The sequence below is a fragment of the Bacillus sp. 3a genome, from assembly GCF_017161885.1.
Taxonomy (GTDB): domain Bacteria; phylum Bacillota; class Bacilli; order Bacillales; family Bacillaceae; genus Bacillus; species Bacillus safensis.
In genome coordinates this window covers 1,499,994-1,523,366 of record NZ_CP067376.1, presented here as the reverse complement: position 1 = coordinate 1,523,366, position 23,373 = coordinate 1,499,994, and the positions used below count along the sequence as shown (strand labels likewise).

General features: G+C 42.8%; 24 protein-coding genes. 5 read left to right on the top strand and 19 right to left on the bottom strand.

Going from position 1 to position 23,373, the window contains the following annotated elements; all coding sequences use genetic code 11:
• The first annotated feature begins 6 nt into the window (after positions 1-6).
• Complete coding sequence (locus JJ692_RS07665) at positions 7-648, top strand: CBS and ACT domain-containing protein (RefSeq protein ID WP_024424849.1); 642 nt, start codon at positions 7-9, stop codon at positions 646-648.
• The gene (locus tag JJ692_RS07660; protein ID WP_149126376.1) at positions 645-1,805 is read left to right on the top strand and encodes an acetoin utilization protein AcuC; all 1,161 of its coding nucleotides are present in this window, start codon (positions 645-647) and stop codon (positions 1,803-1,805) included. The genes JJ692_RS07665 and JJ692_RS07660 overlap by 4 nt, the downstream gene beginning before the upstream one ends.
• Before the next feature lie 45 nt (positions 1,806-1,850).
• Here the strand turns inward: JJ692_RS07660 and ccpA are convergent, their stop codons facing one another.
• The 11 genes from ccpA to JJ692_RS07605 all read right to left on the bottom strand — a co-directional run bounded on the left by ccpA (position 1,851) and on the right by JJ692_RS07605 (position 13,420).
• Positions 1,851-2,852 (bottom strand): catabolite control protein A, encoded by a 1,002-nt coding sequence (gene ccpA / locus JJ692_RS07655; protein ID WP_024424851.1) that lies wholly within the window; start codon positions 2,850-2,852, stop codon positions 1,851-1,853.
• 452 nt (positions 2,853-3,304) lie between these two features.
• The gene (locus JJ692_RS07650) at positions 3,305-4,381 is read right to left on the bottom strand and encodes a bifunctional 3-deoxy-7-phosphoheptulonate synthase/chorismate mutase (protein ID WP_034279528.1); all 1,077 of its coding nucleotides are present in this window, start codon (positions 4,379-4,381) and stop codon (positions 3,305-3,307) included.
• Between the two features lie 222 nt (positions 4,382-4,603).
• The gene (gene ytxJ / locus JJ692_RS07645) at positions 4,604-4,927 is read right to left on the bottom strand and encodes a bacillithiol system redox-active protein YtxJ (protein WP_206534381.1); all 324 of its coding nucleotides are present in this window, start codon (positions 4,925-4,927) and stop codon (positions 4,604-4,606) included.
• Positions 4,928-4,960: 33 nt separating this feature from the next.
• Positions 4,961-5,431, bottom strand: a complete 471-nt coding sequence (locus JJ692_RS07640) for a YtxH domain-containing protein (RefSeq protein WP_060697648.1) — start codon at positions 5,429-5,431, stop codon at positions 4,961-4,963.
• A 26-nt stretch (positions 5,432-5,457) separates the two neighbouring features.
• Positions 5,458-5,877 (bottom strand): DUF948 domain-containing protein, encoded by a 420-nt coding sequence (locus JJ692_RS07635; protein ID WP_012010919.1) that lies wholly within the window; start codon positions 5,875-5,877, stop codon positions 5,458-5,460.
• Between the two features lie 222 nt (positions 5,878-6,099).
• Entirely contained in the window at positions 6,100-7,398 is a 1,299-nt protein-coding gene (murC, locus tag JJ692_RS07630; RefSeq protein WP_025092288.1) for a UDP-N-acetylmuramate--L-alanine ligase, read from the bottom strand.
• 302 nt (positions 7,399-7,700) lie between these two features.
• Positions 7,701-10,433, bottom strand: coding sequence for a DNA translocase FtsK (locus tag JJ692_RS07625; protein ID WP_080780802.1), 2,733 nt, complete (start codon positions 10,431-10,433; stop codon positions 7,701-7,703).
• Between the two features lie 196 nt (positions 10,434-10,629).
• On the bottom strand, positions 10,630-11,235 hold the full coding sequence (gene ytpR / locus JJ692_RS07620; protein ID WP_206534380.1) for a YtpR family tRNA-binding protein: 606 nt from the start codon (positions 11,233-11,235) through the stop codon (positions 10,630-10,632).
• A 16-nt stretch (positions 11,236-11,251) separates the two neighbouring features.
• Positions 11,252-12,064, bottom strand: a complete 813-nt coding sequence (locus JJ692_RS07615) for a DUF1444 domain-containing protein (RefSeq protein ID WP_024426180.1) — start codon at positions 12,062-12,064, stop codon at positions 11,252-11,254.
• A 20-nt stretch (positions 12,065-12,084) separates the two neighbouring features.
• The gene (locus tag JJ692_RS07610) at positions 12,085-12,405 is read right to left on the bottom strand and encodes a thioredoxin family protein (RefSeq protein WP_024424860.1); all 321 of its coding nucleotides are present in this window, start codon (positions 12,403-12,405) and stop codon (positions 12,085-12,087) included.
• Complete coding sequence (locus JJ692_RS07605) at positions 12,392-13,420, bottom strand: PTS sugar transporter subunit IIC (RefSeq protein ID WP_044332407.1); 1,029 nt, start codon at positions 13,418-13,420, stop codon at positions 12,392-12,394. The genes JJ692_RS07610 and JJ692_RS07605 overlap by 14 nt, the downstream gene beginning before the upstream one ends.
• Positions 13,421-13,620: 200 nt before the next feature.
• Here JJ692_RS07605 and JJ692_RS07600 point away from each other — a divergent pair, with 200 nt between their 5' ends.
• Entirely contained in the window at positions 13,621-14,067 is a 447-nt protein-coding gene (locus JJ692_RS07600; RefSeq protein WP_024426182.1) for a YtoQ family protein, read from the top strand.
• A 250-nt stretch (positions 14,068-14,317) separates the two neighbouring features.
• Here the strand turns inward: JJ692_RS07600 and JJ692_RS07595 are convergent, their stop codons facing one another.
• Positions 14,318-15,391, bottom strand: coding sequence for a M42 family metallopeptidase (locus JJ692_RS07595; RefSeq protein ID WP_024424863.1), 1,074 nt, complete (start codon positions 15,389-15,391; stop codon positions 14,318-14,320).
• A gap of 199 nt (positions 15,392-15,590) precedes the next feature.
• Here JJ692_RS07595 and JJ692_RS07590 point away from each other — a divergent pair, with 199 nt between their 5' ends.
• Positions 15,591-15,905 (top strand): PepSY domain-containing protein, encoded by a 315-nt coding sequence (locus JJ692_RS07590; protein WP_003217759.1) that lies wholly within the window; start codon positions 15,591-15,593, stop codon positions 15,903-15,905.
• A gap of 41 nt (positions 15,906-15,946) precedes the next feature.
• Here the strand turns inward: JJ692_RS07590 and JJ692_RS07585 are convergent, their stop codons facing one another.
• The 3 genes from JJ692_RS07585 to trmB form a co-directional block, all read right to left on the bottom strand.
• Positions 15,947-17,644, bottom strand: a complete 1,698-nt coding sequence (locus tag JJ692_RS07585; RefSeq protein ID WP_073207028.1) for an NAD-dependent malic enzyme — start codon at positions 17,642-17,644, stop codon at positions 15,947-15,949.
• 74 nt (positions 17,645-17,718) lie between these two features.
• The gene (locus JJ692_RS07580; protein WP_073207031.1) at positions 17,719-18,567 is read right to left on the bottom strand and encodes a YtnP family quorum-quenching lactonase; all 849 of its coding nucleotides are present in this window, start codon (positions 18,565-18,567) and stop codon (positions 17,719-17,721) included.
• 116 nt (positions 18,568-18,683) lie between these two features.
• Complete coding sequence (gene trmB / locus JJ692_RS07575) at positions 18,684-19,325, bottom strand: tRNA (guanosine(46)-N7)-methyltransferase TrmB (protein ID WP_025092410.1); 642 nt, start codon at positions 19,323-19,325, stop codon at positions 18,684-18,686.
• A 188-nt stretch (positions 19,326-19,513) separates the two neighbouring features.
• Between trmB and JJ692_RS07570 the strand changes: the two genes are divergently transcribed.
• A complete protein-coding gene (locus JJ692_RS07570; protein WP_025092409.1) occupies positions 19,514-19,789 on the top strand; it encodes a YtzH-like family protein in 276 nt (91 codons plus the stop codon).
• On the opposite strand, the gene JJ692_RS07565 is transcribed toward JJ692_RS07570, so the two are convergent.
• The 4 genes from JJ692_RS07565 to thpR form a co-directional block, all read right to left on the bottom strand.
• Entirely contained in the window at positions 19,786-20,586 is an 801-nt protein-coding gene (locus JJ692_RS07565; RefSeq protein ID WP_024424868.1) for a phosphotransferase family protein, read from the bottom strand. The genes JJ692_RS07570 and JJ692_RS07565 overlap by 4 nt on opposite strands.
• 284 nt (positions 20,587-20,870) lie before the next feature.
• Positions 20,871-21,800 (bottom strand): YegS/Rv2252/BmrU family lipid kinase, encoded by a 930-nt coding sequence (locus JJ692_RS07560; RefSeq protein ID WP_073207035.1) that lies wholly within the window; start codon positions 21,798-21,800, stop codon positions 20,871-20,873.
• A 48-nt stretch (positions 21,801-21,848) separates the two neighbouring features.
• A complete protein-coding gene (locus JJ692_RS07555; protein ID WP_044332394.1) occupies positions 21,849-22,784 on the bottom strand; it encodes a hypothetical protein in 936 nt (311 codons plus the stop codon).
• Positions 22,785-22,809: 25 nt separating this feature from the next.
• Positions 22,810-23,361: an RNA 2',3'-cyclic phosphodiesterase gene (gene thpR, locus JJ692_RS07550; RefSeq protein ID WP_073207037.1), complete on the bottom strand. Its 552-nt coding sequence runs from the start codon at positions 23,359-23,361 to the stop codon at positions 22,810-22,812.
• Positions 23,362-23,373: the final 12 nt, after the last annotated feature.

Below are 23,373 nucleotides of genomic sequence, written 5' to 3'. Positions count from 1 at the left end.
TAAACAATGATGATTGAACAAATTATGGAGCGTGATGTGATCACGCTGCGAAAAACCGATACGATTGAAGAGGCCATTCAAAAAATGAGTGCACACCACATCCGGCATATTCCGATCGTATCTGATCAAGGATCTGTCATTGGGATGGTGACAGATCGGGATATTAAAAATGCCAGTCCAAGTATTTTTGAAACAGAGAAAAGGAAGCTCTTTATTCAGCGGCCGGTAGAAGAGATCATGGTATTAGAGACGATCACGGCTCACCCGCTTGATTTCGTAGAGGAGATATCAAGTGTCTTTTTTGAGCACGGAATTGGCTGTCTTCCAGTGGTGAGACGCGGCAAGCTTGTAGGCATTATCACAAAAACAGATCTGCTTCGTACGTTTGTAAGACTGACAGGTGCAGATCAGCCTGGGTCGCACTTAGAGGTTGAAGTCGAGCAGATGACAGAAGGCCTCGCAGACATTACGGCCATTTTAAAGGAGCAGCATATTCAATTGCTGAGTGTGCTTGTGTACCCGCATGCCAATGAGGCATCTAAGGTACTCGTATTCCGCCTTCAAACCATTCATGCAGATCATGTGACGAAGCTGATTCGCGCAAAAGGCTATAAAGTGCTCTGGCCTATGGAGCAGACGATCAAATGAAGGAAGCGACCTTTGTTTTTTCACCATCTTTTCAAACGTACCAATTTAACCAAGATCATCCCTTCAATCAGCTTCGGGTCTACTTAACTTATGATCTTCTTCAAAAAATGAAGGCGTTAACAGAGGATGAGATCGTCGCACCGCGTATGGCTACTCTGGAGGAATTAAAGCTCGTCCATACAGCAGATTATATCCAGGCTGTGCAGCGGGCAAGTGAAGGAAAGCTGTCTACAGCAGAGGGTGAACGCTACGGTCTTGGCACTGAGGATACACCAATGTTCGCAGGCATGCATGAGGCGGCATCTCTTCTTGTTGGCGGAACATTAACAGCGGTTGATCAAGTGATGCTCGGTCATTCACAGCATGCCCTCAATCTTGGCGGCGGGCTTCACCACGGATTCAAAGGGCGTGCATCTGGCTTTTGTATTTATAATGACAGCTCTGTGGCTATTCAATATATTCAAAAGACATATGGCGCTAGAATTTTATATATTGATACGGATGCTCATCACGGCGATGGTGTCCAGTTCAGCTTCTATGACGACCCAGAGGTATGTACAGTCTCCATTCATGAAACGGGACGCTACTTGTTCCCTGGAACCGGACAAGTACAGGAAAGAGGCCACGATAAAGGCTATGGCTACGCCTATAATATTCCGCTAGATGCATTTACGGAAGATGAATCGTTCCTCGAAGCATACCGAACAGCAGTGACTGAGATTGCTGCTTTTTTTAAACCAGATGTGATTTTAACGCAAAATGGGGCAGATGCACACTACTATGACCCGTTAACTCATTTATCTGCCACCATGAAAATATATGAAGAAATTCCTAGACTTGCTCATGAGCTTGCGCATCAATATTGTGACGGCAAGTGGATCGCTGTTGGCGGAGGAGGATATGATATTTGGCGCGTCGTTCCAAGAGCGTGGAGCCGCATTTGGCTTGAGATGAAAGGCATTACACCGCCAGACGAGCTCCCTCAGGACTGGATTCAGTCATGGAATAAGCAATCGCCTGTTACCCTTCCACCTACATGGAAAGATCCTGACGATTTATATCCACCGATCCCAAGAAAAGCAGAAATCACAGAAAAAAATGCTCAAACAGTAGAAAAAGCACTCATGCCTGTTAGAAGAGAAAAGAAAAAGGCATAAAAAAAGCAGGCTTTCCCTCATAAGGTAAGCCTGCTTTTTTTGATTTTATTTTGTTGATTGTCTTTCTTCAATTCTGTGCGGAAGCTCAACAATTTGATCGTCCACTTGTTCTTTGTTCATCAGTTTTGTGAGCAGTCTCATGGCAACAGCACCAATATCATATGTCGGCTGAACAACTGTTGTCAGCTGAGGACGCACCATGAGAGAAAGTCTTGTATTATCAAAGCCAATCACTTCTAAATCTTCAGGAATGGAGACCCCTCTGTCTTGTGCTCCGTGAATGACACCTAGCGCCATTTCATCTGTAGCTGCGATAACAGCTGTCGGCTTGTCAGACTGCTCAAGCAGATGAGCAAGTGCTTCAATCCCAGAGTCATAAGAGTAATCGCCTTCAGCGACAAGTGCATCGTCAAACGCGATACCCGCTTCTTCAAGCGCACGCTTATAACCTGCAAGCTTTCTCACGGAATTAATTGGTTCTGACATTGGACCAGAAACAAACGCAATTCGTTTATGTCCTTTTTCAACTAACAGCTGAACGGAATCATAAATCGCCTGCTCATAGTTGATGTTAACAGATGGTGTTTGAGCCTGTTCTTCAACAGATGCTGCAAGCACAATCGGTACAGGAGAGCGCTTAAATTCTTCCACATGCACATCTGTGATGTTTCCGCCCATAAAGACAATTCCGTCTACTTGTTTGCCAAGCATCGTATTTAACAAATGAAGCTCTTTATCCGTATTTTGATCTGAGTTGCTTAAAATGATGTTGTATTTATACATCGTGGCGATATCTTCAATACCGCGTGCTAATTCTGAATAGAAGATACTAGAAATATCAGGGATGATGACCCCAACTGTCGTTGTTTTTTTACTTGCAAGGCCTCGTGCCACTGCATTTGGACGATAGCCAAGGCGATCAATCGCTTCAAGCACCTTTTTTCTTGTTGTTGGTTTTACGTTTGGATTACCATTTACTACGCGTGATACCGTTGCCATACTTACATTTGCTTCTCTTGCTACATCATATATTGTAACATTATTCACATAAATCACTCCTTCAAATACACTTCATATCTATAGCATTCACCAATTGGATAGAGACATGTCAGATACGAGGAAAATAATATCCTATTTGTCATTAAAACGATGAAAAGAGACACATAATTTTTCAATCTACATCAAAATGACATTCTTTTATGAAATTATACACGTTTTTTTGTCATATGAAAACGTTCCCTTTCTTTTTATAACTAAATTAAACAAACTTTAATCAGCTTGTTACCTGTAATTTGAATCATATTTCATAAAAAAGCATCGAGAACGCCAGCTATGACAATGATCTTAGCAGATTCTATCGAATTTTAAAAATGAAAACATTGTGAACAAGCACTTTTTGGGCTTGCAATGTGCTTTCTTCCTTTCATTCCCAAACCTCATGGTATTTTTTCCATAAAAAAACCGCCGGGCAGTCATCCGGCGGCTATTTCTATCTATGATTACGCGTGAATGTTGACAAGTGGTCTTAACGCATCTAACCATTTTTCGAATTGTGGAATGTCCATTTGCTGCGCTGAATCAGATAGAGCAACAGATGGATCTGGATGTACTTCTGCCATGACACCGTCTGCTCCAATCGCAAGAGCTGCTTTTGCTGTTGGAAGGAGAAGATCTCTACGTCCAGTTGAATGCGTCACATCAACGAAGACTGGTAAATGTGTCTCTTGTTTCAAGATTGGCACTGCCGAGATATCTAGTGTATTTCTTGTCGCTGTTTCGTATGTGCGGATACCGCGCTCGCAAAGGATGATTTGATCATTTCCTTGGGCGATGATGTATTCAGCTGCATTGATGAATTCAGAAATGGTCGCTGCAAGACCGCGTTTTAAAAGAACTGGTTTCTTCACGGAACCGGCTTCTTTTAATAGTTCGAAGTTTTGCATGTTACGTGCCCCAATTTGGATGACATCAATATGCTCAATCGCTTCTTCAATATGAGCAGGATTAACAATTTCACTAATGACAGCAAGACCGTATTCATCCGCTACACGCTTTAGAATCTTAAGACCGTCTACACCAAGTCCTTGGAAATCGTATGGACTTGTACGAGGTTTAAATGCGCCTCCGCGTAGTAGTTTTAACCCTTGTTGTTTCGCTGCTGCAGCTACTTCTGCAACTTGCTCGTAGCTTTCAACAGCACATGGTCCAACGATGAAGCGCTGCTTTCCATCACCGATCGCTTCCCCATTGATGTTCACGATTGTGTTTTCTGGTTTTTTCTTACGAGAAACAAGAAGCGCTTTGCTGTGGTCATCTTCTTGAAGCTCTAGACCCGCTTTGAAAATCTCTTTGAAAATATGCTGAATCGTTGAGTTTTCAAATGGTCCATCATTTTCTTCAAGAATTTGGTTCAGCATTGTGCGCTCTCTGACAGGATCATAACGGTTGACACCTTGCGCTTCTTTCGCTTTTCCAATTTCTTTGACAATGTTTCCTCTTTCATTGATCAGTTTTAAGATTTGAAGATTTAGTTCATCTGCTTGCTGCCTCAATTTTTCTAGTTCATTGTTGCTCATTTTTGTCATCCTTTCCTCTGCCTGTTCTCGCTTTTTATTTTTTCATTCTTGCATGATAGGGTTTATTATAAACAAAGATTTCGGAATTGTCACGAAAATTTTCTTTATTACCAAAACGCTTTTAAGCGGTAAAGTATTGTATGTAAGATTATAGCATACTTTTCGTTCAAGTAAACCTTTTTTTATAAAAAAAACGTCAGCCGCTGCTGACGTTTCTTTCTTTTACAGATTATGTTCAAGCGCTTCTTTTGTAATGCTTGAGTGGGATGCATGCCACTTCACTTTGCCACCACTCATGACGAGTGCTTGAGGACTTTCGTGCTTTACACCCGATTTTTCAGCCACGTAGGATGAAAGCTCTCTCGTATTTTGAATTTGCAAGAAATACGTTGGCACGTCTTCATGTGCAGACGTAAATGCTTCAAACTCTTGAAAAGCCGCTTGGCTGATCGGACATGTCAAACTGTGCTTAAAAAAGACAAACGTCCCATCTTGATTCGTTAGTTGATCAAACTGTTCTTCTGTTTCAATGAGTTGTTTTGACATGATGTCCTCCTTCTTCACTTCGAGCAGTGAGCGTTAGCCTTTAGTAGATTGTTCTACTTTTTCTTTGACATCCTTGATGCCGTCTTCAATTTCTGATTTTGCTTCTTGTGCTCGTACTTTTGCTTCATCAGCTACATCTGATGCTTCGCTTGCTAAATCAGCTGCCGCATCTTCTGCTTCACTTTTCACATGATTAGCTTTACCAGCCGCACGGTCTTTTATGTCTTTCACTTTGTCTAAAATCTGATTTGACTGCTCTGCTACAAGCTGAGACAATTCAGACGTTTTATCTTTCGCAATCGTCACATATTCAGTGCCTCTTTCTTTTGCATCTGTTGCGAGTCGATCTGTTTTTTCTTTTAAAACATTCGCTTGGGTGTTCAAATCATCGCGAAGCTCTTTCCCTGACTTCGGTGCTAAAAATAATGCTGTTGTTGCACCAACAATTCCACCAATAAGTGTTCCGATCAAAAAGTCTTTGCTATTGATTCCGTCTTTGCTCATGATTATTCCTCCTATGCGAATATGGTTTATTTTTGGTGTTTACGCTGTTTCCATTTTTTATAAATTTCAAGTGCTGCGTTACTCCAGCTAACCACATCCGTCACTTTTTCTTGATTTCTTTCAACGGATGAAGAAACCGCACCAGCTGCCTGCTTTATGCTTGTATTAAATTGGTTGATCGAGCCGCCAATTCCCTGCACCGCATCCACAACTGTGCCTAGTTTTGCTGATTTGTCTTGAATATCTTCAGCAAGCTGATTCGTCTTATGTAGCAACTGTGCTGTCTCTGTGGTGATGCCTTGCATCTGACCTTCAAGACCTTCTAAAGTTGATGCAACATTCTTTAATGTCAGCTGTAAGGATTTTAATGTTTTGGACAAATAGATGACAAGAATGAGGAAAGCAATTGCGATCAGTGCAACGCTTAGATATAGAATAATAATCATCTGATACCTCCTTTGCTGCGGGCATATTCAATTCATTACCCTCTCGTTGTATCATTCAAACATCGCCTAGAATGACCGATTGAATAATAATTCTACACTTATTCGCTAATTCCTGTCCACAGCGAACGAAAAAAAGCGCCGCATGTTGACACATTTAGCCCTTTTGTCACATTTTATTCAAAATAAAAAAAGTGCCGTGTGAAACGGCACTTTTTTAAGCATTTATACAGCAACTTTTTCATAAGCACGCAAATATTTCTGAATGTCTCCTGCTCCCATAAAGATCAGAATCGCATCTTCGTGCGTTTTCAGCACAGATGTATCTTCTTCCTCAATTAATTGGGCCTGCGGGATTTTTTCTCGTAAATCTTCAATGCTCAGCTTCCCAATGTTTTCACGGGCTGAACCGAAAATATCACAAAGGTAGACATAGTCGGCTTTCTTTAGACTGTCAGCAAATTCACTTAAGAATTGCTGTGTACGTGTGAACGTATGAGGCTGGAAGACAGCTACAATATCACGGTCCGGATATTTTTGGCGAGCTGCTTCAATCGTGACTTCAATTTCAGTTGGATGATGTGCATAATCGTCAATTAAGACCTGCTCACCGACCACTTTTTCATTAAAGCGTCGTTTCACACCGCCAAATGTCGTTAATGCGCCTTTGATAAGCTCTACATCAATGGACTCATAGTGACATAATGCAATGACAGCTAACGAGTTGAGGACATTATGATTTCCGTAGGCAGGAATGTAGAAGGTATCATAAAACGTATTGCGTACAAATACATCAAATGTAGTGCCTTCCGTATTTTTCACAACATTGCGAGCTTGGAAATCATTTTCTTCGTTGAAACCGTAGTACACAACAGGTACCTTCGCTTGAATCTTTGGCAGATGCTCATCATCACCACAGGCAATAATGGCTTTTTTCACTTGAAGCGCCATGTTTTGAAACGCATCAAATACGTCATCAATATCCGAGAAATAATCAGGGTGATCAAAATCAATATTGGTCATGATCGCATAATCTGGATGATAGCTGAGGAAGTGTCTGCGGTATTCGCATGCTTCAAAGACAAAATACTCGCTGTTTTCTTTCCCCATTCCAGATCCATCACCGATTAAGTACGAAGTAGGTTTGGCTGCCTGCATGACGTGAGCAAGCAGTCCTGTTGTCGATGTTTTTCCATGAGCACCAGTAATCGCAACGTTTGTGAATGAATCCATGTATTCTCCAAGGAATTTATGGTAACGAATGACAGGAATCCCTTCAGAAAGGGCACGTTCAATCTCAGGGTGTGTATCAGGGAATGCATTTCCTGCGATGACCGTCATCCCTGGCTGAATATTATCAGGGTCAAAAGGTAGAATTTTAATATTTCGTTCTTCTAATGCTTTTTGTGTAAAGATATGTTTTTCGATATCCGATCCTTGGACAGTATACCCAGTATCATGAAGAATTTGGGCCAGTGGACTCATACCTGTCCCTTTTATTCCAACAAAATGATAAACAGTCATAATTGTACCTCCAACAAACGTCTATCTGACTTACAGTATATGACGCTCATTTCAATTTGCAACTTGTGATTTTTGCCTCTAGCTGATCACAGATCGCAGCTCCAAATAAGATTTTTTTCCGATCTTCCTATTCTAATCAATATTAACTATGATTAGTATCCGACAACTTTCCCATTTCTAACACCTGTTTCCGCTTATTTTACATAAAAAAGCGTTCTGGCAGACATGCGAAAAGCGTCCAATTACAAAATTGCACCTATGTGCTATCATACCATGTTTACGAAAAAAATGAAGTGGTTTGTTTAGATCAACTGTTCTAAGTCACTCAGTGTCATGAGCACTTCTCTTGGCTTACTGCCTTTCGCACCAGAGATCATGCCCTCGCGCTCCATCATGTCAATCAACCTGGCTGCACGATTGTAGCCAATTCTAAATCTTCGCTGCAAACTTGATGTACTAGCGCTATTCTGCTCGATGGCAAAACGGCAGGCATCCATAAACAATTCATCTTCGTCTGTAATCGCAGAGCCTTGCAGCATTAGTTCCTCCTGTTCAAAAAGGAACACGGGCTTGCGCTGCTTTCTCACATGTGCCACCACTTGATCAATCTCACGGTCTGATACAAAGTTCCCTTGAAGCCTTGTCGGCTTGCCAGAGCCATTTTCTAAGAAGAGCATGTCCCCTTTTCCGAGAAGCTTTTCTGCACCTGCCATGTCAATGATCGTTCTTGAATCCACCTGACTTGAAACAGAAAACGCAATTCTTGTTGGGATATTGGCTTTAATGAGACCTGTAATGACATCAACAGAAGGTCTTTGTGTCGCAATCAATAAGTGAATGCCGCATGCTCTTGCTTTCTGTGCAATTCGGCAGATGCTTTCTTCGACTTCATTTGGTGCGACCATCATTAAATCAGCCAGCTCATCGATCACCACGACGAGATAAGGCAGTTTTTCACCCATTTGTTTTTCTTTCACAAGCTCATTGAATCGTTTAATTTCTCTCACGCCAGAGTGTGCAAATAGTTCATAGCGTCTTTCCATTTCATCCACTACCCATTTCAGAGCAGCTGTTGCTGTCTTGGCATCGGTAATGACGGGACTCACAAGATGCGGAATGTGATTATACGGCGCTAATTCAACCATTTTAGGGTCAATTAAGAGCATTTTCACTTCATCTGGTGATGCTTTAAACATTAAGCTCACTAAAATCGTATTAATGCAGACGCTTTTTCCTGAACCAGTGGCTCCGGCAATTAAGCCATGGGGCATTTTTTGCAGATCAACCACGACAGGCTGGCCTGAAATATCTAATCCGAGTGCCGCTGTTAAAGGAGATGGATTGTCTCTAAACGCACTGCTTCTGATCATTTCTCTTAAGAACACCATTTTACTGTGCAGGTTTGGCACTTCGATCCCGATTGTGTTCTTTCCTGGAATCGGGGCTTCAATTCGAATATCCTTTGCGGACAAACTAAGTTTAATATCATCTGACAGGTTCGTGATTTTGTTCACTTTGACACCTGGTTCTGGATGTACTTCAAACCTTGTTACAGAAGGTCCCTGTGTGACATGAACCACACTTGCTCTTACGTTGAAATTTTTAAGTGTCGCATTGAGCAGCTCAGCCCGCTCTTTCACCCATGTCCCGTCCTCTTCTTTTTGAGCTGGCGGTACGTCTAAAAGGGCGAGACTTGGAAAAACATATCCTTGTGTATCGGCTGCTTTCTTTTGCCCTTGCACGCGCTGGTCGCTTTTTAACATCATGACATTAAAAGGAACCGTGGAGGTTTGACCGCTTGTGCGTTGTGGCTGCGGAGATGTCTGTTTTGGTTCTTCTTTCTTGACTTCCTGCGTTTGTTCTTGCTGCTCTGTCAGTTCTATGACCGTTTCTGCCGGTTCAGATGCAGTTTGTTCCTCTCTTACTTGCTCTACTGGCACCGCTTGATCTTCTTCAATTTCAGCTTCTTGAACCAGCTGATCTTCCGGCAGGTCATGTTTGACTGGCTCAGCTTCTTCAAATGCTGCCGCTGGCGCTTCTTCTTGTTTGTCTTCTATTGGATCAGCTTCTACTTCTTCCACCGGTTCTGCTGAAATGTTTTCTGTTAACGCCGCTTCTTCTGCTGGAATGTCTACTTCCATTTCAATCGCTGGCTGCGAAGGTTCCGGTGTTTCGAAGGTCAACATCTCTATTTCCTCAGTATGCTCTTCAAACTGATTGACAGGCTCGTCTTTTATTTCTTCGTCATTGCTTGAGGCAGCCTGTTCTGGCTCAGACTCTACCGGCTGCTCCTGATAGACTTCGGCTTGCTGCTTATGTAAATCAGCTTCATGATGATCTTCTGGCTCGTTTTCTTCTGGCTCGATGAAAGACTCGTCAGTTAAACGTTCCATCGTCGATTGAACATGATCTTGATAAGCGAGTTCCTCTTGTAATGTATGCGGGGTTACTGCTGGCTCCTTATCTGCTCTCTCTTCTGCTGACGCTGAAACCATTTCCTCGATACGTTTTTCTTTCTGTATTGACGGGATGTTCATTTGCTGTCTGACATTCCGTTCACGCTCTGCCTCTTCTGATAACAGTGTGACACGCTGCGCCGTTTCTTCTGCTGCTTTCCTTTGAACTGAAGCTGTTTCTTCTTTTGCATCTGCCCGTTTTGGACGCATATCCTGATGATAGCCATAGATCGGTGATGGAATTTGCTCTGGTTTGAATGGCTTTTTATTCATATCAGGCTGAAGCGTTTGTTTAGGCTGATAGGTTGTCTGTCTGGTCTTTGACTGGCTTGGTTTGGCGCGTCTTCTCTCCGGCTTCACTCCATCGCGCTGAGGTTCATCTGGAACGAGCGGAAAGCGAAAGTTCCCTTTTGGATATTCATAATACACTTTCGTATCTTCGATTTTTTTATATTCTTTATGCGGTTCAAAAGCTGGCTGCTTTGGTGCAGCTAGATCTTCTTCAGGTCTTGCAGCTTTTTCTTCTTTCTTTTCTTCTCCTAAAAATACACTAAAAAATTTATCTAACCAACTCATCATTTATCACTCACTTTAACTCCCCTTACGTTTTCTTGGGCGATTTTTAGTATACCATTGCTTTTTCATGCAGAAAAGCGAGAAAAGTGCCGCTTTTTGCTGTTCATGCTGTCTGTAGATGAAAAAAAGTCACTAAGTACGTACTTAGTGACTTTTGGTATAACACATTCTTCGCTCCTATGTGTCCGTTTATGGGAGGTTACGCTTTAAAGGGTTCGCCAGCTTGATGGCTTCCATCTAAAACAAGAATCCCTTTTTCAGCAGGTGCGTCTGGAAGATCTAACTCTTTCGCTGAACAGATCATGCCGCTTGATGGAACACCTCTAAGCTCAGCATCTTTGATGACCATACCGTTTGGCATCACTGCACCGACCTTCGCCACCACGACATATTGGCCTTGGTCAACGTTTGGTGCACCGCATACGATTTGTAAGGTTTCATCGCCTACATCAACTTGGCAAATGTTTAATTTATCCGCGTTCGGATGCTTTTCTTTTTCCTTCACATAGCCGACAACAAATTTTGGTGATAGATCCACAGTCAACGTTTCACTGACACCGTTGCGGTTTAAAATTTCATTGATATCTTGAACAATGGTTTCAGAAAGCGGGACAGATCCGTTTTCTTCAATTTTCATGTAAGTGGATGCATTGAAGATATTAAAGCCTGTTGTTTCTTTTGTTTCTTGATTGAAGATTCGTACAACATCTCCAAACGTCTCATGACCTACTTCTTCTCTCGTCACATCTTTCAATGAAATAAGGAGTGTGTCGCCTACACCTTCTGCATTATAAAAAACGTTCATTCTTCAAAATTCCCTTCTACTGCTGTTTTGGTCTGCTTTTTGCAAGTATAAAGATCGGTTCAAGCTTCCCCTCATCATATAAAAATGATAATGCGGTAATCGGAACCGTACCGCTGGCGAAGAAGCTCATCGACATCTGTCCTAAAATATCATAGCCTGAATCATTGCGAACATCAGCAATGATGAATACATCTTGATGGGGAACAGAAATCGCCATTTGTCCTTCTATTTTTTGCGCGTATTCTTGTAATAACGATTCATTTAAAAGTCTGCTGGCGTCATATCCGTCATTTGCACGGAAGAAATAAAACCGGTTGCCTGCCACTTCATCCATTTTCACTACAGTTTCTAGCGAACGGACATTGAAGCTGGCGGTTTCTCTAATTCGCTCTTTTGTCCAGTTTTCCTTTTGAAGCATCTTTTCATCAATTAATCGATAGGTGCTTCCAAGATCAAGTGCATAGTAGATTCTCGTTTCTGCTGTATGTTCATCAAACACGAGGGGAATTCCATCACTTGATGCCTCAGGAAAGGAAGTGGAACGAATGACTGGATAGATCTGCTTTTCTTTTCCTGAAATGTGCTGCGCTTCGCCTTTCATCGCACTCAGCGCTTCTTTCACATAATAAACGATCTCATCGATGGTTTCATCAGGCTTTACTTCCCATTTTGCAATAATTGGCGGGAGCTCTAGTGTGATGCCTTTGCCTGTTTGTTTATCTTCAATACGAAGCGTATCTTTTTCCCGGTCAAACTGGTGTGACCAGCTGTCGTTCGTTAGACGGCTTTTGAGTTCATTCGCAAGCTGTCTTGATGTCATTTTTGCCATCGTTTTAGACTCTCCTTTCGTTATTTAGAAAGAGAATCTGTTAAAAATGCTTCAATCTCTTCCTTTGTCTTACGATCTTTGCTGACAAAGCGGTTAATCTCTTGTCCGTTTTTAAAGACTAAAAAGCTTGGAATGCCGTAAATTTCCCACTCTGCACAAGTGTCAATGAACTTGTCTCTATCAACATAGAAGTACTCAAATTCTGGGTAGTTTGCTTCAAGCTCTGGCAAGAATGGCTCAATAAATGTGCAGTCCGGGCACCAGTCAGCTGAAAATAGCAATACCGTTAAGTCTTCTTGAATCACTTTTTGTAATTCTTCGTTTGATTCAATTTTTTTCATGTTTCATTCCTCCAGTTTGTATGGTTAAATCTCCGTATTGTATATAGCCTTTCTTTCTCATCCATTCTGATACTACCAAACTAATCACTGCCGGGCCAACGATATGCAAGAGAGCTATCGCCAGAAACACAGATGGATGAAACCCCATGACGGTCAGGGTCATGAGCTGTCCAACAAGGCCGCTCGTTCCCATTCCCGCTCCTGCCGCATTATTGACCATCCCAAAGCCAATAATACCAATTGGCGCGAGAATCAGACCAGCAATCGTCGGCGGAATCAGGATGAGGGGATTTTTCACAATGTTCGAAAGCTGCAATTTTGACGTTCCAATGCCGACAGCCGCAAGACCGCCAAAGCGATTTTCTCTAAAGCCTGCAGCAGCAAAGCCAACCATTTGAGCACAGCAGCCAATCGTTGCAGCACCAGCAGCGGTTCCGCTTAAGTCAAGCATAAGCGCAAGTGCAGCACTTGAGATCGGAGAACTGAGGGCAAGTCCAACAATGGTCGCTACCAGCATGCCCATGATCAGCGGGCTTTGGTCTGTCCCCCACATAATGAGCCTGCCGAGCCCTGTCATCATGGCTTCAATCCCAGGTCCGATGAAAGCAGCGGTGAAAAAGCCAGTGATAATGGTGACAAGCGGCGTTAAAATAATATCAATTCTTGTCTCACCACTGACCAGCTTGCCGAGTTCCACACCAATTAATGCTGCGGCAAAGCTTCCAGCAGGACCCCCAAGCTCTGCTCCAGCAGCACCTGAGACAACACTTGCAAAAATGATTAATGGAGAAGCATTTAAGCGATAAGCAACTGCTACGCCAATTGCCGGTCCCATCAGTCCCATAGCAAGCGTTCCCATTTTCACAATGAGAGAAAGTGATAACAGACCGCCTGCTGTTTTTAAAATCAGACCTACCACTAATGTAGCAAATAGACCTAAAGCCATATAAGAAAGTGCATCAATGAAATACACCTTTAGTGAAAGGGAGATCCCCTTTCTTTTCAAATAAGTCATCAACGTCGTCTTCCTGCTTTCTCATAGGAAAGACGAAGAGGCCTGTCCTTCCCATTATATGTAGTATTCTTACGATGAAAAATAGTCTCTACCATGAATATCATAATCATATTTTTTTTGCTTTATCAAGCACTTCTTGTGTAACATGAAAAGAAACAGGACAAACCTTTACTAAGTTTGTACAAAAGGAGGAGATCGTTATGCAATTAACTGTCTATTTAGCTGGAGAAATTCATAGCCAGTGGCGTGATGAAATCAAGGAGAAAAGCCAATCTTTGAAGCTGCCAGTGACATTTGTCGGTCCAATGGAGAATCATGACCGCTCAGATAACATCGGTGAGGATATTTTAGGTGAGCAGCCGAATGCCATTTTCAAAGATGATGCAGCTTCTGATTTGAACAATTTTCGTACTGAAATTTTATTAAACAAAGCAGATGTCGTCATTGCACGCTTTGGTGAGAAATATAAACAGTGGAACACAGCCATGGATGCATCTGCTGCGATTGCAAAAGGGAAACCTCTTATTTTAATCCGTCCAAAAGAGCTGCACCATCCGTTAAAAGAACTCTCAAACAAAGCAAATATCACTGTGGAAACCGTAAACCAAGCGATCAAGGCGTTATCTTATGTGTTTGAACAGCAATAATAAAGAAGGCTGCTCTCATTGAAGAGGCAGCCTTTCAGATAGTTGACAAAGGGCTAAAATGATGTTTATTTTAGCCCTTTGTCTTCTTTTCAGCGTGATAGAAAACCTTTGCAGTCTAAGAAGGACGAGTACCGGAGCGGAGCGAATTGTACATTCGTGAGCACCGGCACGCAGGACTGACAAAGAATGCGAGGGTTTGTCTACACGCTGAAGCTGCTCTCATTGAAGAAGCAGCCTTTTTCTATTCTATTTATACTTGTTGATAAATAGAATCCACTGTACTTTGATCACAATTTTTGACAAGGCGGACAATTAACTCTTTAGCCGCTGCGTAATCATCCACATGCAAAACAGAATGACTTGTATGAATGTAGCGTGCGCAAACCCCAATGACGGCAGAAGGCACACCTTGGTTTGAAATATGAACACGTCCAGCGTCCGTACCACCCGGTGATACGAAATATTGATATGGAATGTTGTTTGTCTCAGCAGTATCAAGCACAAAGTCTCTCATTCCGCGGTGCGTAATCATTGTCCGATCAAAAATACGCAGAAGTGCACCTTTTCCAAGCTGGCCGAACTGTGTTTTGTCACCTGTCACATCGTTTGCAGGACTCGCATCTAAAGCGAAGAAAAGATCTGGCTGAATCATATTCGCAGCTACCTCAGCCCCTCTAAGCCCAACTTCCTCTTGAACAGTTGCTCCTGAGTACAGCTGACATGAAAGTGTTTCGTCTTTTAATTCTTTTAATAATTCAATTGCAAGGCCGCAGCCATAGCGGTTATCCCAAGCCTTCGCTAAAATCTTTTTTGGATTCGCCATTGGGGTAAAAACCGTTGCAGGAACGATTTGCTGTCCTGGACGAACGCCAAGCTCTTTTGCCTCTTCTTCACTGTCTGCACCAATATCAATGAGCATATCTGACGGCTTCACAGGTTTGCTTTTTTGTTCTGGCGTCAGAAGGTGAGGAGGTGTACTAGAGACGACACCAGGAATTGGCCCGTGATCGGTATGGACGTCCACACGCTGCGCCAGCATGACTTGACTCCACCAGCCGCCAAGTGTTTGAAAACGAATCATCCCGTTTTTCGTAATCGATGAGACCATGAATCCGACTTCATCCATATGACCCGCTACCATAATTTTCGGTGCGTTTTCCTGCCCCTTGCGTACGCCAAACACTCCGCCAAGACGGTCTTGAATGAGTTCATCAGAATATTTCTCAAGTTCCTTTTTCATAAAAGCACGCACATGGTGCTCATTTCCTGGAGTTCCCTGTAATTCTGTTAAATTTCGGAAAAGCGACAATGTTTCTTCGTTCATTCTACAGTTTACCTCGTTTCTATGTAATGACCATATATATTCCTATAAAAATAACACTCACTTTATACTATAAGAATTCTTTCGGTTTTCCAAGTATCTCTCCAGAAATTTTGAATATGCTTTCAAGTATTCGGATTCCTTAACATCAATGGACAAGTTTTGTATAATGGAAAAAACAGCAATACGGAGGTGCAGCACGTTGAAGTTAAAACATGTTCTGATTGGTGCGAGTATTGGCGTAGCCGCTGCAATTGTTGCAAAGAAAGTATTTTTCCCTACGTATATCTCATCTGAAAAAGCATTAAAAATTGTGAAATCTGCTTTTAAACAGCGCGGCCCTATTGATGGCTCTTGGATTTATACTGTACCAGAACCGTATACCGTAAATGGTGAAACGATTGATGTGTACAAATCTGGCATTACCCGCTCTGCCTTTGGCGAGCTTGAACAGTATGAAGTAATGATTGATGCCAAAACTGGCATGATCGTGGATGTCATTGATTCTGTTGCTTGATCAAGAAAGCTTCGCAAAGACGTGTCCTTGCGAAGCTTTTTTTATATGGCTTTGATTTTTTTGTACACAGGATGCCACATAGCGTCCTGCACAGCCTGAATAAGATCATCAGGCGTTTCTTCTGCTATTCCTTCATCAATTGCTGCCTGCGCCACACGGACGGCCACTGTCGCTGAAACGGTTCGAAGCTGATCGACACTTGGCAGCATCGCTGCACCCGGCTTCCCAACATTGACCATGCTTGCAATGGCTTCAGCACTCGCAACAAACATACTGTCTGTCATCAACCTAGCTTTTGACACAATTGTGCCTAGACCAAGTCCTGGGAAGACAAGGGCATTATTCGCTTGTCCAATTTCATATGTGACACCGCCATACTCGACAGGAGCAAATGGACTTCCCGTTGTCACAAGGGCACGTCCTTCAGTCCACTCGATCAGATCTTGCGGCTTTGCTTCTGAAAGAGGGGTCGGATTCGACATCGGTAAAATCGCAGGGCGCTCCACGTGTGACGCCATTTCTTTTACAATTTCCTCTGTAAAAGCGCCTCCGACAGTCGAGGTGCCAATTAAGATCGTTGGTTTCGCCTGCTTGACGACCTCTAATAGATCAATCGAATGCTTTGGACCATTACGGGCATAATCCTTTACTTCGTCAGAACGTCTTGCATACGGCTTTTGAAATGGCTGAATGTCAGGTGAATCATCTGTGAGCAGCCCCGTTTTATCAATACACCAGAAATGATCGTAGGACTCCTCTTCTTTGACTCCGTCTCTGACGATCGCATCACGGATTTGCTCGGCTATGCCAATACCTGCCGTACCCGCTCCAAAAATGACAATACGGTGATCTTTCAGCGGAACTTTCGAAGCTTTTGCACATGCTAGCACTGCAGCAAGTGAAACGGCGCCAGTCCCTTGAATGTCATCGTTAAATGTACAAATACGATCCTTATATTTTTCCAATATCGCACGGGCATTCTTTGTCCCAAAGTCTTCCCAGTGAAGGAGGGCGTTTGGGAAAGTAGCGCGGGCAAGCTCGACATATTGATCAATGAACTGATCATAGCGCTCTCCTCGAACGCGGGAGTGCTGATTTCCAACATAAAGCGGATCATTCAATAGACTTTCCTGGTTCGTTCCGGCATCAAGCACTACTGCCAGCACGCGGCTGGGATCAATGCCTGCTGCAGCTGTATAAACAGCAAGTTTCCCAACTGAAATGGCAATCCCGCCAACGCCCCAGTCTCCAATACCTAAAATGCCTTCTGCATCAGTTGCAACGATTAAGTCGATTGATTCATCGACACCATAAGAGGCAAAAATCTCCTCCATGCCTTCCAGATCATCAATCGATAAATAGAGCCCTCTTGGCTTTCGATACTCATGGCTATAACGCTGAATAGCCGTTCCTACAGTCGGCGTGTAGACAATCGGAAGCATTTCCGCCAAGTGCTCATTAAGTAATTTGTAAAAAAGCACTTCATTTCTATCATGAAGTGATGTTAAATACACATTTTTCCCTAGATCATCCGGCTGTGCCTTGAACTGCTCATATGCACGCTTTGCCTGATCCTCTAAGGTTAAGACCTTAGGCGGAAGAAATCCCTTTAACCCGAGCTCCTCCCGCTCTTCCTTTGTAAATGCAACCCCTTTATTTAAATAAGGGACTGACATGACTTCCATCCCTCTTAATGGTGTTTCGATCACATCACCATGTACACGATAAAATTGGTTCACCTGCACTCTTCCTTTCACAAGTTCATTTTGTCGTTATTTTGTGTGAAAGGCGAAAAAAACATACAGATGATCTTTTATCTTCCTGTTTCTCTTTTGATTTCGTGTGTGATCTGCCCGTCTTCGTCCCATTTTACAGCACGATAAATGGCATCATGATAAAACAAGTACCACGCATTTTTTTCTTCTGCAAATGCCTGCCACTTTTGCTTGGCTGGAATCGAGGTCATTGGGTAATCATCATATGCCAAAACCCAAAGTGGATTTTTATGAGCATGTGTTGGCATGATATCAGCTAAATGAATCGCTGTTTCACCCTCACTTGTGAACGTTAAAATGCTATGACCATTACTGTGGCCGCCTGTATGATGCAGCTCGATGCCTTCTGTCACTTCGATGCTTTCTTCAAATGTGACCACTTGGTCTGCTACAGGCTCCCAGTTTTCTTTCCAATATGTATTTCTTGAGCGAATGTTCGGCGCTCTCATTTCATCCCATTCGATTTTCGAGGTGATGATTTTTGCCTGCTGAAAAACAGACACAAGCTTATCGCCTTCACGTTTTGTTAATCCGCTGGCATGATCGAAGTGCAGATGTGTCATTAATACGTAATCAATATCTGATGGGCGCAGGCCAAGCGCCGCTAGAGATTCTTCCAATTTGGTTTCCTCTGTCACGCCGTAATTGCGTTTTTGTTTATCTGTCAGCTTCCCTGATCCGATGCCGGAATCCACTAACAGATGAAGACCCTTCCACCGAATAAGAATTGGATCACATCGTAATTCAATTTGATTGCGGTCATTTACCGGGTACTTTTTTGACCATAATGGCTTTGGCACGACACCGAACATCGCACCGCCGTCCATGTGCGTATCTCCCCCGTTTAACCAAAACAGTTCCATTTCACCTATTTTCATTGTCTCCATTGCTGTCATCCCTCCTTTTTCTATCGTAGCAAATACAGCCAAAAATCGCATGCACCAATCTTTTCATAAAAAAAGCTGGCTGCCATTTTTCTTTGCAGCCAGCTTGATGTCACTTGTTATTCTGGGAATTTGACTTCTGATCGATAGATCGGTTGTCCCATAGACGAGAATTTCTCTTCATATTCAGTCATCACGTTTCCTTCTAAGCCGTCCTCATGTAAATCTAGGCTGACATACGTTAAAAGAAGACCGTAGGCAGAAAAACTTTTTAAGGAATATTCAAATAACCCGCGGTTATCTGTTTTGAAATGTAATTCACCGCCTGGACGAAGAATATGTTCATATCGCTCTAAAAAGGTTTTAAACGTCAATCTGCGCTTTTCGTGTCTTGCTTTTGGCCACGGATCAGAGAAATTCAAATACACCCGGTCAATCTCATTTTCCGCAAACACATCTGTCAGCGTCTCAGCATTGATGTTCAAAAGCTTTACATTTTCAACATCTGTCTCTTTGATTTTATCTACTGCTGTCACAATGACACTTTTAAATAATTCAATGCCAATATAGTTGATATCAGGATGAAGCTTGCCCATTCCAGCAATAAAGCTCCCTTTTCCTGTCCCAACTTCGATATGGATTGGATGATCATTTCCAAACAGCTCATGCCATTTCCCTCTATATTGCTCGGGACTCGCTAAAGCAATATGAGCATTCTCAGCTAAGTAATCATCAGCCCATGGTTTATGTCGCATTCTCAATTTGATACACCTCTATTTTCTTTACATTTTATCAAGATACCATGAAACATAAAGACCCGCAAGAAAGCATCTTCTATGTCCATATAAAAAGACCAGCCCTTCGCTTGAGCTGGTCTGCCGCATGTATAAATTGGGCGCTGAATGCACAGTTTAACCTCATAAATGACACGCAGGAAAGGAGCATTTGTATGGGTTTAAACCGTCAACATCAGCTTCAATTAATCAAAGATATTTTAACCGATCACCAGCTGGATTGCTGCGGGACTGTTGCAGAATATGAACAGGTGGGACGCGTGATTCAATTAATGCTGGCAAAAGAAGATCTGGATCCCGACATTCGTCAGCTGTTAACAGATATTTATGATTACAGCCAAAAGGGCACCTCTGTCAGTTCAATTGATGCACATATTGAGGAGCATCAATCACATCTGTCTGAGTGGGTCGAGAACATTCCACTGTCTTAATGGATGTTTAACCGTTTTAAGAGTGCATTTAGCTCCGCTTGCACTTCTTTTTGCGCCTTTTCATTCCCTTTTCGTTTATGCCAAACGACAAACGATACGGTTTCAGCGAGCACGTACCACGCCATGCGCTTTCGCAAATTGTCCGTCAGCGGGGCGCCGTACATAGAGAGCCAGCTTTCCCAGTTCTCTTCCTCAACATAATGGTATAAAAGCGGTCCAAGATCAATCGCTGGGTCTGCAATCATCGCCCCATCCCAATCGATCAAATAGAGCTGGTTTTCATCTGTCAGCAGCCAATTATTATGATTGAGATCGCAATGACAGACGACCTTGTCCTCAAAATGGACAGCCTCCACATGCTTCTCTAAATACTGGATGGCACGCGAAATGTCTTGTGAATCAATTTGCTCGTTTAATATGGACTGTTTCAAATGCATCAGAATGGATTCTGGGTCTAGAGAGTGCTTCTCTAATCGTTTCAGCATATCGAGCAATTCTTTTGATGTATGAATTTTTCTTAGCTGCTCTGCTACAGGACGATCATTCATGTCCTTTGGCTTCAGCTCTCTGCCGCTCAGCCAATGCTGTGCAGTAATCACATCTCCATTTTCCATCCGTTTTGTCCAGACAAGCTTCGGCACAATGCCTTCAGCTGACAAAACCGCAAGAAACGGTGACGTATTGCGTTTTAAAAATAGCTTTTGGTCATTGTGTGTTGCGAAGTACGCATCTCCCGTAGCGCCTCCAGCCGGAGAGATGTGCCATTCGCTACCTAATATTTGTCCCAACCAGTTCATATCAATTTTCAACCCATCATTTCTTAAAATATTTTAAATCTTGCTTTTTTAGTCGACAAAATTCAGCCGATTGAGGATCAATTGGCTGTTTCTTTTTTTATTTATATGATCATAAAAACAAAAAGGACAGCTATTGAGAATGAGATGCTAAACAATAGCCGTCCTATAGATTTTATCGTTACCTTCTTATACTCGTCAAGCAAAACTAAAAAATCAGGACAAGAACCTTACGAAAAAGAAGGCTTTTTTCACGGTTCTTTGCCTGCGGATATACCGCAAGTTATTTAAGCACGTAATTTTAAGGATCGTTCACTGGCCTTTACAAAGACAGGCGTTGCGCCGATCACTTCTCCATCTGCGTGAAATAAGATTTTTTCATCTGCTTCTAAGTACGCTTCCTCATGCTGAAACAGGGTAACCCCCTTCATCCCAAGGTGCTTTCGAAACACCATCGCACTTAGAAACAAAAGGACTTTGAATGGATTCAAATCTGTGACAACCATCGTTTGAAAACCTGGCTGCCTCGCACTCACTTCCGGCGCTGCTTCCAGCCCTCCCCCGTAATACGGGTGATTACATACGATCACAAACCACACTTGGCGAAAGACTTTCTTCTCATTTTCAATAAATAGCGCAAGATCAAACGGCTTAAACGACCATAGAGAATGGAGAAATGACAGAGGGTAGATGATAAAGCCAAGCCCCAGCCGTTTCAGCCACTTCTTCCCTCTAAAATGCACCGTTTTCCTCAGCACATGTGCGTCAAACCCCACACCGATATGATTGAGAAAGAGAACAGATTGCGGACTTTCGGCATGATCTTGAAAGGAGCCGAGAGAAAATGTTTTGGTGAGCATTCTCTTTTGCTTTCTCACTTCTTTTAGGACATCATGACGATGGATACCGAGACCCTTCGCAGCATCATTCCAATGACCAGCAGGGACAAAACTAAGCTGCACATGATCGATTTCCTTTAAGCCATTCAGTACTTCATGAATGGTGCCGTCACCGCCAATAACAATCAAGCGCTTCAGCCTGTCATCCAGCATGGCACTGATTTGTCTTGCCAAAACTTCGGCATGGCCTTCATGCTGGGTGAGAAATGATCGATAAGAGACCTCCACCTTTTGTAATTCTTTCTCTATGCTCCTCCATGTGCGGAGTCCTTTTCCATGTCCTGCTTCTGGATTAACGATAAAGTACCATTCATTCATATATTAGCTCCACTCAGGTCTCATTTTTCGTGACCTTCCATCATGCCTTTAATCGAGCCATTCCTGTCTTCTTTTGCTGTCTGATTCACCATAAGCAAGCAATGCCTTTGTCGCCTTAAATTGCTGATGCTTTGTCGGCGCCGTATTTTTCCGCTGCTTTTCAAACCACTCTTCTGCCTTCTTCTTATCGATAACCTCCATCCCATATGGAACTTCAGGTAAATCAATATAAGAGGTTCGGCTGATGAGGATTTTTTTCACAGGAAGGTCTACACCACTTTGCTGTAAGATCTTTGACACGACGGTGCCAGAGCGCAAAAGGCTTGCACAAGGATTCAAGACAGACTGTACAGCTTTCCCAGTCGCCCGTTTTTCCCAAAAACGTTCCTTCGTTCCAATATAGACGCTGTCTGGCTCGGCCTCTAAGAAGGATAAACAGATCACTTCGAGCGGCGTGATGAGTATCGGACATAATTCCATCTCAGCTTTTTGAATGAGCAGCACCGGCTTGTACATCACAAAATAAGAATCCGGAAGCTGCCTTGCAAGCATCCGCAGCTTTTCATCATACCGAATATGATGGGAAACGGTTGAAATATGTGAAATCGTTGAACTCGCCCATTTTAATTGCACTTCAAAGAGATGATCCTTAAAAAAGTGAATCAGCTTTGTTTCATCGGTAGGAACGTTTCTGAAAACCCCTTGCTCTATATCTGTCGGCTCGTTAAAAAGACTCAGGTCCCGTTCCTTTTTCATATCGGCTTCTTTTTGCTTTCTCTTTAAGGAGAATTTCTTTCTCTTTTCTTCCTCTTGTTCTGGCGCTTGTTGAAGAATTTGATCAAACGGTTGCTGCGCCTCCTCTTTTGAAGCCTTTTTTAACTCGTCCCATCTTTGTTTTTTCAACCGATTGAATTGATTGATATAGTGATGCGGGTCTTGTTCATATCGTGATATATAATCTTGAATTTTGATTATTTGCGCCATCTGCTGCTCACTCCAACTTCTAGAATCATTTATGTAGTGTAAATTGTCTGATTGCGTGATAACGAGGGGTTTCCTTCGGACGTATTTCAAATAAAGTGATACGAGAAACCTCCATCACATATGGCTCTTTGCGTAAAGGTGCTTGCTTTTCATAAGGGTCATCCGCATTCCATTTGCGCGCAATCGTCATATGCGGATGAAACGGTCTCTTTTCAACAGGGTGTCCTGCTGCCAAGACGGCTTCCTTTACCTTTTCTCTTAAATGCATGAGCGGCTCACTTTCCTGAGGCTTTGCAAAAAAGACTCTCGGGCGTTCCTTCGCACCAAACTGCCCTACCTCATTCAGCTCTAGTGGAAATGCAGACGCTTCATTTGAAAGGATGTCAAGCAGCTGGATGATCTTTTTTAAACGCTCTTCTGGAATGGCGCCTAAAAAGATAAGGGTCACATGATAATCATGTGGTGCTGTCCATTTTTGAAAGAACAGGCCGCTCCTTTGATCAATGTCTTGTTTGATTTGATGCGCAAGTTGTTCAGGGATGTGAATCCCTATAAAATAATGACGGTTTTCTGACACAATATCACCTGT

Excerpts from the sequence above, each read along its gene's own strand:
- JJ692_RS07580 (WP_073207031.1), bottom strand. The coding sequence starts at position 18,567 with ATGGAGACAATGAAAATAGGTGAAATGGAACTGTTTTGGTTAAACGGG.
- JJ692_RS07565 (WP_024424868.1), bottom strand. The coding sequence starts at position 20,586 with ATGAACTGGTTGGGACAAATATTAGGTAGCGAATGGCACATCTCTCCG.
- murC (WP_025092288.1), bottom strand. The coding sequence starts at position 7,398 with ATGACTGTTTATCATTTTGTTGGAATAAAAGGGACAGGTATGAGTCCA.
- JJ692_RS07610 (WP_024424860.1), bottom strand. The coding sequence starts at position 12,405 with ATGAAAAAAATTGAATCAAACGAAGAATTACAAAAAGTGATTCAAGAA.
- JJ692_RS07555 (WP_044332394.1), bottom strand. The coding sequence starts at position 22,784 with ATGGCGCAAATAATCAAAATTCAAGATTATATATCACGATATGAACAA.
- JJ692_RS07650 (WP_034279528.1), bottom strand. The coding sequence starts at position 4,381 with ATGAGCAACAATGAACTAGAAAAATTGAGGCAGCAAGCAGATGAACTA.
- JJ692_RS07595 (WP_024424863.1), bottom strand. The coding sequence starts at position 15,391 with ATGAACGAAGAAACATTGTCGCTTTTCCGAAATTTAACAGAATTACAG.
- JJ692_RS07600 (WP_024426182.1), top strand. The coding sequence starts at position 13,621 with ATGCAATTAACTGTCTATTTAGCTGGAGAAATTCATAGCCAGTGGCGT.
- JJ692_RS07560 (WP_073207035.1), bottom strand. The coding sequence starts at position 21,800 with ATGAATGAATGGTACTTTATCGTTAATCCAGAAGCAGGACATGGAAAA.
- JJ692_RS07640 (WP_060697648.1), bottom strand. The coding sequence starts at position 5,431 with ATGAGCAAAGACGGAATCAATAGCAAAGACTTTTTGATCGGAACACTT.
- JJ692_RS07570 (WP_025092409.1), top strand. The coding sequence starts at position 19,514 with ATGGGTTTAAACCGTCAACATCAGCTTCAATTAATCAAAGATATTTTA.
- JJ692_RS07605 (WP_044332407.1), bottom strand. The coding sequence starts at position 13,420 with ATGACTTATTTGAAAAGAAAGGGGATCTCCCTTTCACTAAAGGTGTAT.
- ytxJ (WP_206534381.1), bottom strand. The coding sequence starts at position 4,927 with ATGTCAAAACAACTCATTGAAACAGAAGAACAGTTTGATCAACTAACG.
- JJ692_RS07660 (WP_149126376.1), top strand. The coding sequence starts at position 645 with ATGAAGGAAGCGACCTTTGTTTTTTCACCATCTTTTCAAACGTACCAA.
- JJ692_RS07625 (WP_080780802.1), bottom strand. The coding sequence starts at position 10,433 with ATGATGAGTTGGTTAGATAAATTTTTTAGTGTATTTTTAGGAGAAGAA.
- ytpR (WP_206534380.1), bottom strand. The coding sequence starts at position 11,235 with ATGAACGTTTTTTATAATGCAGAAGGTGTAGGCGACACACTCCTTATT.
- JJ692_RS07615 (WP_024426180.1), bottom strand. The coding sequence starts at position 12,064 with ATGGCAAAAATGACATCAAGACAGCTTGCGAATGAACTCAAAAGCCGT.
- JJ692_RS07635 (WP_012010919.1), bottom strand. The coding sequence starts at position 5,877 with ATGATTATTATTCTATATCTAAGCGTTGCACTGATCGCAATTGCTTTC.
- JJ692_RS07665 (WP_024424849.1), top strand. The coding sequence starts at position 7 with ATGATGATTGAACAAATTATGGAGCGTGATGTGATCACGCTGCGAAAA.